Annotated in this window: 6 protein-coding genes; 3 read left to right on the plus strand and 3 right to left on the minus strand. The window is 67.7% G+C overall.

The window, feature by feature from the left end; genetic code table 11:
- Positions 1-96: 96 nt before the first annotated feature.
- Positions 97-1305 (minus strand): murein hydrolase activator EnvC, encoded by a 1209-nt coding sequence (locus ACE3OK_RS02155; RefSeq protein WP_374247874.1) that lies wholly within the window; start codon positions 1303-1305, stop codon positions 97-99.
- Positions 1305-2846: a 2,3-bisphosphoglycerate-independent phosphoglycerate mutase gene (gene gpmI, locus ACE3OK_RS02160; protein WP_374247875.1), complete on the minus strand. Its 1542-nt coding sequence runs from the start codon at positions 2844-2846 to the stop codon at positions 1305-1307. Before gpmI ends, ACE3OK_RS02155 begins: the two co-directional genes overlap by 1 nt.
- A gap of 117 nt (positions 2847-2963) precedes the next feature.
- On the opposite strand from gpmI, the gene ACE3OK_RS02165 reads away from it, so the two are divergent.
- From ACE3OK_RS02165 to ACE3OK_RS02175, 3 genes are read left to right on the plus strand one after another with little or no spacing between them, the layout of a single operon-like run.
- On the plus strand, positions 2964-3647 hold the full coding sequence (locus ACE3OK_RS02165; RefSeq protein ID WP_374247877.1) for a hypothetical protein: 684 nt from the start codon (positions 2964-2966) through the stop codon (positions 3645-3647).
- A 38-nt stretch (positions 3648-3685) separates the two neighbouring features.
- Entirely contained in the window at positions 3686-5413 is a 1728-nt protein-coding gene (locus ACE3OK_RS02170; protein ID WP_374247878.1) for a M28 family metallopeptidase, read from the plus strand.
- A gap of 44 nt (positions 5414-5457) precedes the next feature.
- Positions 5458-5850: an MAPEG family protein gene (locus ACE3OK_RS02175; RefSeq protein WP_374247879.1), complete on the plus strand. Its 393-nt coding sequence runs from the start codon at positions 5458-5460 to the stop codon at positions 5848-5850.
- Between the two features lie 138 nt (positions 5851-5988).
- Here ACE3OK_RS02175 and ACE3OK_RS02180 read toward each other — a convergent pair whose 3' ends face one another.
- Complete coding sequence (locus ACE3OK_RS02180; protein ID WP_374247880.1) at positions 5989-7608, minus strand: phytoene desaturase family protein; 1620 nt, start codon at positions 7606-7608, stop codon at positions 5989-5991.
- Between the last annotated feature and the right edge of the window lie 200 nt (positions 7609-7808).

Here is a 7808-nt window from a genome sequence, read left to right on the forward strand (position 1 = left end):
TGGATACCCGAGGAGTCGAGTGTTGTCATCGACCTGCCGCGAAGGCGGCAGGTTCCTTCATCATGCCTGCGAAAACCCGCCGCCGGACAGGGGCCGTCATTGCCGCGTCAACCAGCCGGACGGGTTCACCGGCGCACCATTGCGGCGCAACTCGAAATACAGCGCCGGGCTGGCCTGGCCGCCGGAGCTGCCCACCGTGGCCAGCGTCTCGCCGCGCTTGACGACATCGCCCGCCTCGCGCAGCAGGGCGTCGTTGTGGGCGTACAGGCTCATGTAGCCATTGCCGTGGTCGACGATCAGGATGCTGCCGTAGCCGGTCATCCAGTCGGCGAACACCACCGTGCCATCGGCCACCGCCTTCACCGCCGTCCCGGCGGCGGCCGCGATCAGCACGCCATCGCTGCGGCGTCCGTCAGGCAGGCGGCCACCGAAACCGGCCAGCAGGTTGCCGGTCACCGGCCAGCTGAGCCCGCCCACGCGCACTGCCGGCGCGCTGGCCACCTGCGCACGCTTCGGTGCCGGCTTGCCGCTGGCCTTGGCTTGCCGCTCGGCTTCCGCGCGCGCGCGCGCGGCGTCCCGCGCCGCCCTGGCCGCCGCCGCACGCAGTTGCGCCAGCAGGGACTGCAACGCCTGCGCGTCCTGCCCCAGCGCTTTCTCCCGCGCGCTGCGGTCCCGGTACTGCCGTTCCAGTTCGGCCAGCACCCCGGCGCGTTGCTGGCGTGCCTGCTGCAACTGCACCAGTTGCGTGGCTTGCGCGCGATGCGCCGCATCGAGGGCGTTGCGGCGCTGGGCGATATCCGCCTCGAGCCCTTGCAGGCGGGTGATGTCGGCCGTGAGCTCGCGGATGCGCTCGACCTGGGCACGCTGCAAATAGCCCTGCAATTGCAGCGCGCGCGCGGCATCGGCTACCCGGTCCTGCGCCAGCAACGCCTTCAGTGGCGATGCCGTGCCCTGTGCCTGCGCGGCACGCAGCAACTGCGCCAGCTCGGCCTTGCGCGCGGCCAGGTCGTCGGCCCGGGTCGCGCGCTGCGCCTGCAAGCTCGCCAATGCCTCGCCATCGCGCTGGATCTGCTCACGGGTCTGCTGCAACACCCGCTGGGTGCTGCCTACCTGGACATCGGCATCACGCAGGCGGCGGCTGGCATCGCCGCGCTGGCCTTCCAGTTGCCGCCGCTGGGTGGCCACTTCGCGCAATTCCCCGCGCACCCGCTGCAATTGCTTTTCGGTATCCCGGGCATCCTGCGCGGGGGCCTGCCCGGCCATGAGCAGCAACAGACAGGCAAGGCTGGCGCGCTGCCATCGCATCAGGGGGCAGCCAACAGGCTTTCGCCACTCATTTCGACGGGCTTGGGCAGGCCCAGCAGGTCCAGCAACGTGGGTGCGACGTCGCGCAACGCCCCGCCTTCACGCAAATGCACGCCGGTGCGTTCGCCCACGTAGACCAGCGGCACCGGGCCCACCGTATGCGAGGTGTGCGGCTGGCCGGTTTCCGGGTCGCGCATCATTTCCAGATTGCCGTGGTCGGCGGTGACGAGCAGCGCGCCGCCAACGTCGCGCACGGCGTCGCTCACCGCGCCGATCGCCACGTCCACCGCCTCCGCCGCCCGGATCGCCGCCTCCAGGATGCCGGTGTGGCCCACCATGTCCGGGTTGGCGATGTTGCAGACGATGGCATCGAAGGTGCGCGCCCGGATCGCCGCCACCAGTTTTGCGGTCAATTCGGGGCAACTCATTTCCGGTTGCAGGTCGTAGGTGGCGACTTTGGGGCTGGGTACCAGAACCCGCTGCTCCCCGGCGAACAGGGCCTCGCGCCCACCGCTGAAGAAGAAGGTGACGTGCGCGTATTTTTCGGTTTCGGCGATGCGCAGCTGATGCAGGCCGGCAGAGGCCACCACTTCGCCGAAGGTCTGCCGCAGGTCGTCCGGCGCAAACGCCACCGCCGCCGGCAGCCTGGCATCGTATTCACTCAGGCACACGAACTTCGCCAATGCCGGACGCCGCGCCTGGAAACCCGAAAATGCCGGATCGACGAACGCTGCAGCAAGCTGGCGTGCGCGGTCGGCACGGAAGTTCATGAACACCACCGCATCGCCATCGCGCATCGGTTGCGCGCCGGCAATCACCGTGGGCATCACGAACTCATCGTTCTCGCCGCGCGCGTACGCGGCTTGCAGTGCGGCAAGGGCATCGGGCTGTGCATGCTCGGGCCCGGCCTCGACGATGGCATTCCAGCCTTGCTGCACACGCTCCCAGCGATTGTCCCGATCCATGGCGTAGTACCGCCCCCCCACGCTGGCGATCACGGCATTGCCCAGTCCATCGCACAACGCTTGCAATGCCCGCAGGCTGGTCTCGGCCGAGCGCGGCGGGGTATCGCGGCCATCGAGGAAGGCATGCACCGCCACCTGCGCCACGCCGGCCCGCTTGGCCAGTTCCAGCATCGCGAAGATGTGCCGCTCGTGGCTGTGCACGCCACCGGGCGACAGCAGGCCCATCACGTGCAGGGTGCCGCCGGTGGCCTTGACCGCGTCGCAGGCGGCGTCGAGTTCGGCGTTGGCGAAGAAACTGCCGTCTTCGATCGCGGCATCCACGCGGGTCAGGTCCTGGTAGACGATGCGTCCGGCCCCGAGGTTCATGTGCCCCACCTCGGAATTGCCCATCTGTCCGTCCGGCAGGCCGACGAAACGGCCTTCGGTATGGATCAGGGTGTGCGGGCAGGCCGCCAGCAGACGCCGCCAGTTCGGCAACTGGGCCAATGCCAGGGCATTGTCGACGGTTTCCTCGCGATGCCCCCAGCCATCGAGGATCAACAGGACGACGGGGGCGGGGCGGGGGGACGAAGGCATGGACACAGCGTTTCCTGCACGAGGCGCGGGAGGGGGAAACCGAATTGTAGCGGTGCCTAAACCCTGTGCCTGCCCCGCGCATCCCATCCACACCACAAACAGGGCCGGGAGGCCATGATGAATCGTTTGCTGCTCTGCACCCTGCTGCTGGCAAGCAGCGCCGCCGCAGCCGCCGCCCCGCAGTCCACGGGCGCACTACGCGACATCGACAAGGTCAACGGCCACATCAGCGCCGACGCCGGCCAGGCCTATGGCGACCTCGGCACCGTCAACGGCGGCATCAGCCTTGCGCAAGGTGCCAGCGCACGCGACGTGGGCACCGTGAACGGCGGCATCGAGGCCGGCCAAGGCGTGCATGCCCGCGATGTGTCCACCGTCAACGGCGGCATTCGCTTCGGTCGCCAGGCTCGCATCGACGGCGACATCGAAACCGTGAATGGCGGCATCTTCAGCGACCGCGACAGCCAGGTACGCGGCAACATCAGCACCGTCAACGGCGGTATCGGACTGGTGGGCACCGAAGTGGGTGGCCGCATCGACACCGTGAACGGCGACATCACGGTGGGTGCCGATTCGCGCGTGGCCGGCGGCATCAAGGTCAGCAAGCCGCAGGGCGGGCTGGCAAATCTGTTCGGCTCGCCCAAGGTGCCACGGGTGGTGATTGGCCCGAACGCCGTAGTCGATGGCGAGCTGGTCTTCGAGCGCAGCGTCAAGCTGTTCGTCCACGCCAGCGCCCGCATCGGCCCTGTGCGCGGAGCGGTGGCGCAGCGCTACGAGGGCAATGCGCCGCCGCGCGATTGAGCGGGCTAGAATCGGTGCAGCCCCGCCGGAATGCACCGATGCGCAACGCACTGCCGATCCTCGCCCTGCTGGTGCTGTGCGCCTGCTCTTCCCACCGGGCCGGCGATGCGGGCGCAGGCACCAGCGCCGCCACGGTGGGCAACCTGCACGCGGCAGCGGGAAACCACGCCTTCAGCCCGGCCATCACCCCGGGGGATTTTGCCGAGCACGTGCAGCAACTGGCATCGGACGCCTTCGCTGGGCGCGGCCCGGGTACCGTCGGCGAAGACCGCACGGTGGCGTACATCCGTTCGCAATTCGCCCGCATCGGGCTGCAACCGGGCAACGGTGCGGACTGGTTCCAGGCGGTACCGATGGTGGGCACCACCGCCAGTCCCTCCACCACGCTCAGCTTCACCGCTGGCGACACCGTGCTGCCGCTGGCGTTCGGCACCGAGATGGTGGTGGGAACGCGCAGCGGACAGGCACATGTCAACCTCAAGGACAGCCCGCTGGTGTTCGTCGGCTACGGCGTGGATGCCCCCGAGCGCGACTGGAACGACTACGCCGGCATCGACGTGCGGGGCAAGACCGTGGTGATACTGGTCAACGACCCCGGCTTCCACGCCAACGACCCACACCTGTTCGATGGCAGGCGGATGACCTGGTACGGCCGCTGGGTCTACAAATTCGAGGAGGCCGCACGCAAGGGGGCCGCCGCCGCCCTCATCATCCACGACACCGCCGGTGCCTCCTATGGCTGGGATGTGGTGAAAAGTTCATGGTCCGGCCCGCAATACGACCTGCCCCCGCAGGACGACCCGGCACCGCGACTGCAAGCGCAGGGCTGGATCACCGGCGATGCGGCCACCGCCCTGTTCAAGGCAGCAGGCCAGAACCTCGACGCGTTGCGGGCCGCCGCCAATCGCCCCGGCTTCCGTGCCGTGCCGCTGGATGCCACGGCATCGCTGTCGCTGGACAGCAAGGTGGTGCACACCCAATCCCGCAACGTGCTCGGCCTGCTGCCCGGCAGCGACCGCAGTGGCGAAACCCTGGTCTACATGGCCCATTGGGATCATCTGGGCACCCAGGCCAGCGACGCCGGCGCCGCGATCTACCACGGCGCGGTGGACAACGCCACCGGCGTTGCCGGCTTGCTGGAACTGGCGGAATCCCTGCGCAGTGCCCCCGTGCCCCCCCGGCGCTCGATCCTTTTCCTGGCGGTGACGCTGGAGGAATCCGGCCTGCTGGGTTCCCGTTATTACGTCGCCCACCCGGCCATCCCGCTGGACAAGACCGTGGCGGCAATCAATCTCGATGCCATGCTGCCGATCGGCAAGGCCCGCGACATGGTCGTGGTGGGGCGTGGCAGCTCGCAACTGGAGGATTTGCTCAAGCCGATCCTTGCCAGGCAGCAGCGCCACGTGGCGGATGAAGCCGATCCCGCTGCCGGTTATTACTTCCGCTCCGACCACTTCAACTTCGCCAAGGCCGGCGTGCCGGCGCTGTACATCGGCAGCGGCACCGACCTGCTCGATGGTGGCCGTGCGGCAGGAGAAGCGGCCACCCGCGGGTATACCTCCGAACGCTACCACCAGCCTGCCGATACCTATGCTGCCGGCAGCTGGAAGCTTGATGGCATCCTCCAGGACCTCGAAGCCTTGCGCGCCCTGGGTGACACCCTGGCCAACACCGGGCAGTGGCCCAATTGGTACGCGGGCAGCCCGTTCCGCGCCACGCGTGATGCGATGCGGCCCTCCGCAGCCCCCCGCCACGACCGCAAGTGACCATCCCGGCCCGACCCTTCCGCATCCAACCGCAGGAGCTCCGCATGTTCATCGCTTATTGCTGCATCCTCGTTGCCGCCTGCCTGCCCTATGGGTGGGCCGTCCTCGCCAAGACCAGCGCGCCTGGCTACAACAACAAGGACCCGCGCGGCTGGGTGGCGAAGCAGGACAGTTACCGGGTCCGCAACGCCTATGCCGCCCACCTCAATGCATTCGAGGCCTTCCCCGCGTTCGCCGCCGCCGTGCTGATGGCGCAGTTCGCGCAGGTCGATCCGCAGCGGGTGGCCTGGCTGGCGATGGCGTTCGTCGGCTTCCGCATCCTGCACGGCGTGTTCTACATCGGCGTGCAGCAGGCTTTGCGCAGCCTGTCATGGCTGGGCGGGTTCTGCTGCGTGCTGGGGCTGATGGCCATGGCTGCCATGAAAGTCGGCGGCTGAGCCCGGATTGCAGACGTAAAAAAGCCCGCTTCGACCGAAGTCTCAGCGGGCCTGCTCCCTCCCCCACGTCGGGACGCGGGGCGATCGTGAAGGAAACCTGAAGCAGTTGCACGCTGCACTGCAATATAAGCCGCGATGTCAGCGCGGACGCGGGCGGCGACGCAGGTCGACGAGGATTTCCCTGGCCGCATTGCGGCCGGGCAACCCGGTCACCCCACCGCCCGGATGGCTGCCCGAGCCGCACAGGTACAGGCCCGCGAACGCACCGCGGTAGCGGCCCTGCCCCAGCAACGGACGGGCACTGAACATCTGGTCGAGCCCCAGCGCGCCGTGGAAGATGTCGCCCCCCACCAGGCCAAAGCGGGATTCCAGATCAAGCGGGCTCAGCGCCTCGTGGCCCAGCACGCTGGCGGCGAAATTCGGGGCATAGGCATTCACCGTTTCGATCATCAATTTCGCCACGCTGTCCCGATGCGCATCCCACACGCCCTCGACCTGCGGATGCACGTGCTGGCAGAACAGGCTGGCCACATGCTTGCCGGGCGGCGCGAGGGTATCGTCCAGCGTCGAGGAAATCACCATCTCGACGATCGGCTGCCGAGCCCAGCCGGGATTGAACGCCCGTGACTTCGCATCGAAATACGCCTGTTCGAAATACTGCAACGACGGCCCGATCAGAATCCCGCTCTGGTGGTGCGGTTGCAACTTCCGGCCAGGCATCGAGGTGAAATCCGGCAACTCGGAAAGCGCGACATTCATGCGGAACGTGCCGGAGCCGCAACGGTAGCGTTGGATGCGTCGGCGGGTGTCGTCATCCAACTGCCCCGGGTCCACCAAGGCCCCGTACAGCAGTTTCGGGTTGAGGCTGCTGGCGATGGTGTCGGCACGCAGGCAGCGGCCATCGTGCAGCACCACGCCCACCGCCCTGCCATCCTCGACCAGCAGGCGCGAAACCTCGGCATCGGTGGCAATGTTCACGCCCCGCGCCTCGCATTCCTTGCGCATCGCCTGCGTGATCGCCCCCATGCCGCCGATGGCGTGCCCCCAGACACCCGGCTTGCCGTTCACCTCACCGAACAGGTGATGCAGCAGCACATAAGCACTGCCTGGCGTGTAAGGGCTGGCGAAATTGCCCACCACCGAATCCCAACCCAACACGGCCTTGAGCGGGGCGGATTCGAACCAATCGTCCAGCAACTCCCCCGCGGACTTGGTGAACAGGTCGAGCAGGTCGCGGCGGCCGCTCATGTCGAGCGTCCGCAATTGACGCGCCACCTGCACCGACTGAATCCAATCGGCAAGCACGAAACGGTCACTGACGTTTGGCGGCGTGCGCTGCATCAATTCGCGCAGGACAACGACGATGCGGGCCAGCATCGCATGGTACTCGGGCAGCCGCTGCGCATCCCGGGACGACCACCGCGCCACCTCCGCCAGCGTCTGCTCCCCACCCAGCCGGAAGCATTGCCCATCCGGCAGCGGCAGGAAATTCGCAAGCGGCCGTTCCACCACGCGCAGGCCATGCTCACGCAGGCGCAAGTCCCGGGCCACCTGCGGGTTCAGCAAGCTGACCGTATAGCTGGCAACGGAATTTCGAAAACCCGGGTGAAACTCCTCGGTCACCGCCGCGCCCCCCACCAGCGGGCGGCGCTCCAACACTTGCACCTTGAGCCCCGCCGCAGCCAGATAAGCGGCGCACACCAGGCCATTGTGGCCACCGCCCAGGATCAGAACATCGTTCGCACTGCTCTCACGCATGCCCGCTCCCCATCGGGTTGAGGTCCGATGATCCCAGTACGACGCGGAAATGGAAAGCCATGCCCTCCAACTACGCGAACCACGATCCGACAAAGACAAAACCCCGGACCAGAAGGTCCGGGGTTTTGCGGGATAAAGACCCTGGCGATGACCTACTCTTGCATGGCTAGAGCCACACTACCATCGGCGCAGCTGTGTTT

Source organism: Thermomonas sp., from assembly GCF_041905325.1.
GTDB lineage: Bacteria > Pseudomonadota > Gammaproteobacteria > Xanthomonadales > Xanthomonadaceae > Thermomonas.

What these genes read in the sequence shown, in the direction of transcription:
- ACE3OK_RS02155 (WP_374247874.1), bottom strand. Translation starts at nt 1,305, where the DNA reads ATGCGATGGCAGCGCGCCAGCCTTGCCTGTCTGTTGCTGCTCATGGCC.
- gpmI (WP_374247875.1), bottom strand. Translation starts at nt 2,846, where the DNA reads ATGCCTTCGTCCCCCCGCCCCGCCCCCGTCGTCCTGTTGATCCTCGAT.
- ACE3OK_RS02165 (WP_374247877.1), top strand. Translation starts at nt 2,964, where the DNA reads ATGAATCGTTTGCTGCTCTGCACCCTGCTGCTGGCAAGCAGCGCCGCC.
- ACE3OK_RS02170 (WP_374247878.1), top strand. Translation starts at nt 3,686, where the DNA reads ATGCGCAACGCACTGCCGATCCTCGCCCTGCTGGTGCTGTGCGCCTGC.
- ACE3OK_RS02175 (WP_374247879.1), top strand. Translation starts at nt 5,458, where the DNA reads ATGTTCATCGCTTATTGCTGCATCCTCGTTGCCGCCTGCCTGCCCTAT.
- ACE3OK_RS02180 (WP_374247880.1), bottom strand. Translation starts at nt 7,608, where the DNA reads ATGCGTGAGAGCAGTGCGAACGATGTTCTGATCCTGGGCGGTGGCCAC.